Here is a 3,460-nt window from a genome sequence, read left to right as displayed (position 1 = left end):
GCCGCAACGCAGTGGCGGTGGCCGGCCGTGCGGTGGGGCCGACGGCCGGATCCGGGTGCGTGGCGGCCGCCGGGTGCGCGTCGGCGGAAGGCGCGTCGGCGAAGGGGGGCCGCGGGAGCGCGCCGGTGAGCCGTTCGGTGGGGTCCTCCCCCGGGACCGCGGAGTGCTCGTCCCGGCTCGCGGTGCCGGTGCCGCCGACAGGGCCGGTGCCGCCGACAGGGCTGTCGGCATCGGCGGGACTGAGGGGCACGGGGCCGAGGGACTCGACGAAGGCCGTCAGCCGCTCGGCCACATCGCGCGGCATGGGGTGTAGGACGCCGTCGGCGGCGCCGAGGGCGCGTACCCGCACCGTGACCTCGTCGAGCTCGCTCAGGTAGCGCGCCGCGTCCGCGTCGGCGCGAACGGCGGGCCACAGGCGGGCGGCGAGTTCCGGCTCGACGTTGTCGGCGTGCAGGTCGGCCAGCAGCTCCGTTGAGAAGGGAGGCTGCGGTACAGACCGGGTCGCCATCGCACCTCCGTCTTTCTCACTCGACATCTGTGTCCTGTCGCCGTCGCCTGGCTGGTTGCCTGGCTGTCCGCCTTGGCTGTCGCTGTCGTGACCAGCACTGCCGACGACGCGGATCACCGGTGTGTGCTCACCGGCCACCGGCGACCTCGGTGAGGCCGCGCTGTGATCATCGTCGTACGGCTCTTCACTGTTAATGACGCGCCCGCGCTACTTCCGGTTCCCAGGATCGCGCAGAAATTCCAGGCGCTCCTGCAGCCGTGCCCTCGCTCGCGCGCAACGGCTCTTGACGGTGCCCACCGGGACACCGAGCATCTCGGCGGCGTCGGCCACGCTGTACCCCTCCAGGTCGACGGCCACCAGGGCGGTGCGCTGGTCGGGCGGCAGCGAGAACAGCGCCCGGTCGACCACGATCGACAACTCCAGCTCGGAGTACTCGTCGCGCACCACGGTGGGCTCCGGCAGCGACTCGGGCGCGAGCGCGATCGCGCGACGGGTCTTGTTGCGCCGGATGCGGTCGAGGCAGGCGTTGACCACGATCGCGTGCAGCCAGCTGCGCACCTCCGCCTCGGCCCGGAACGAGGCCGCCGTGCGGTGTGCCGACAGCAGCGCGTCCTGCAGCGCGTCGGCGGCGTCCTCGCGGTTGTAGGAGGTGCGCAGCGCGGTCTGCCACAGGTGATCGTTGTGCCTGCGCAACAGTTCGGCGAAGGCGTGCGCGCGACCGGCGACGTGCGCCCGCAACAGCGCGACGTCCGACGCCTCGGCCAGTGTGAACGAGCGTTCGCCGGCCGTCGCGGGCCGCGAACTCCCCCTTCGAGAATCTTCGTTCACTTCTGACGACAAACCAACCCCTTGGACAGTGCACACCGGTACCGGTCGTCGGCGACCGTCCAGCGCAGATGAACTCCGCGACATCCGAGTCGATGGAACGAGAACTCGGAAAACTCCCCCGCCGAGAGCGCCCGCCGATCATATCGGCAGGTCCGAACGGGCAGCAACCACAGCAAAAGCGCACGTGCGAATGCACGTGCACATCGGTGAGTCGGGCAGCACACGCCGAAGCGGTGAGCCGTCAGGCCGGGCAAGGGTCTCGCGGCGTCCGCCGTCGACCACCCGCGTGCCCGCGAACCGGGGTCAGGGCGCGGCGTCGAAGCGCAGTTCGCCGATGGCGGACTGGAACTGGCTGCCATCGGTGCTCAGCCCGGTGATCCACACCAGCACGTAGCGCGCGGACTGGTCGGCGGTGACCGGGATCTCGGTCAGGCCGTCGGCCAGCACGCCCGAGCCGATCAGCTGGGTCTGGTCCAGGCTCGGCGAATTGGTGGGCGCGGTGCGGATCTCCACCGAGGTGCCAGACGTGGGCGAGACGATCGAGACATTCGTCAGTTTCGCCGGGCTCGGCAGCGTGGCGATCAGGCCGACGCCCTTCTTCAACGCCGGGAACTGCTGGAAGTACTGGTCGGTGCGCCACACGGTGGCCGGGTCGTTGTCGAGCACCGCGTCCACCGAGTTCACCCCGTCCGGGGTGCCCTGCGGGGAGAACACCGCCACCTCGGTGACCGGGACCGGCACGCCGCCGTCGACGGAATTGTTCGGCGCGGCGGCGGGTGAACCCGGGGCGGGCGACGGCGTGGCCTCGGTGGTCAGGCCGATGTTGCGCTGCTCGTCCAGCGGCGCGTCGGAGGCGCCGGGGGCGAAGATGCTCACCATCCACCAGATCACCACGCCGACCACCAGCGCGGCCAGCACGCCGAGACCGACCATCACCCACAGCATCCGCTGCGAGCGTTCCCGCTCCTGGGCGAGCAGCTCGGGATCGGCCAGCGAATCGTCGCCGAGCGGCTGCTGACGCTGGCCGAGGCGCAGCACCGGGATGAAGTCGGTCTTCTGGTCGACGACCGAGGCCTGCTCGAGCACGTGCTGGACGGTGGCCGCGGTGCGCACGCCCTTGTCGGACTCCAGCGAGCGCACCGCGACCGCGGAGATCTCGAAGGGCACCTCGGGCCGGATCTGGCGCGGTTCCACCGGGGTGCCGTCGGGGCCGAAATCGGCGAGTCGCAGCCCGCCCACCGTGGCCGCGGCGCCGCTCACCCCGCCGGGGCGCAGCGGCCAGCGGGCGGTGATCAGCGCGTAGAGCATCGCGCCGAGGCCGCGCACGTCGGACTGGGCGTCGGCGTCGCCGAGGGTGCCGGGAAAGGCGAGCACGGCATCGCCGGAGGCGCTGATGCGCACCCGGTCGGGGTGGTCGATCGACAGTGCGCCGCCACCGCGATGGGCCAGCTCGGCGGCCGAGGCCAGCGCGCGGATGGCGCGGGCGGCGCCGATCGGCGACGGCACGGTCTCGGCCATCTCGCGCAGCGACCGGCCCGGCGTCCACTCGGCGACCACGATGCCGCCGGAGCTGCCGCGCACCACGTCGAGCACGCGGGCCAGGCCGGGCGAGTTGATCCGGCCGAGGCGCAGAGTGCGCGACAGGATGGCCTGCGGGCCGTCCTGGCCGTTGTTGTCGGTGGCCTTCTGGTCGGCGTCGACGAAGGTCAGCGCCACCTCGCGGTCGAGCTTGATGTCAAGCGCCTGCCAGAATTTCAGCCCACGCGCGCCGCCGTGGCTGGCCAGCAGCCGGTAGCGGCCGCCCGCCACCGAGGCGCCGGGAATGAGCTTCGGACCGCGCTGCACCCGCTTGGTGATCTCCTCGTCGGGCGGGGGCAGCTGGCGCGGCGGGATCGGGATCATGCCGGTGTCGTACATCGGGTCGCGCTGTGGCTCCTGGCGCGGACCCTGCCCGGGGGAGTTCGGCCCTGCGGTGTTCTGTGCCCCGGTGTGCTGCGCCGGAGTGCTGGGGGCGGCCGGGGTCTGCGCGGCCCCGCCGCGCTCGCCGGGGGGGGGGGCCGGGGGATCCCCCCCCGCCGGGGGGGTTTGGGTGGGCCCACCTGCCCCCCGCGGCGGGGGGGCACC

At 72.8% G+C, this 3,460-nt stretch carries 1 protein-coding gene and 2 pseudogenes; all 3 read right to left on the bottom strand.

Features of this window, described 5'->3' with window-relative positions; all coding sequences use genetic code 11:
* Positions 1-508 (bottom strand): annotated as a pseudogene (locus QH283_RS12965) (hypothetical protein); the annotation flags it as partial.
* A 207-nt stretch (positions 509-715) separates the two neighbouring features.
* Positions 716-1,273, bottom strand: coding sequence for an RNA polymerase sigma factor SigM (gene sigM / locus QH283_RS12960; RefSeq protein ID WP_280503251.1), 558 nt, complete (start codon positions 1,271-1,273; stop codon positions 716-718).
* Positions 1,274-1,639: 366 nt separating this feature from the next.
* Positions 1,640-3,460 (bottom strand): annotated as a pseudogene (locus tag QH283_RS12955) (protein kinase family protein); the annotation flags it as partial.

The sequence above is a fragment of the Nocardia farcinica genome (genome assembly GCF_029867845.1).
GTDB lineage: Bacteria > Actinomycetota > Actinomycetes > Mycobacteriales > Mycobacteriaceae > Nocardia > Nocardia farcinica_A.
This window is presented reverse-complemented; position numbering and strand designations above follow the sequence as displayed.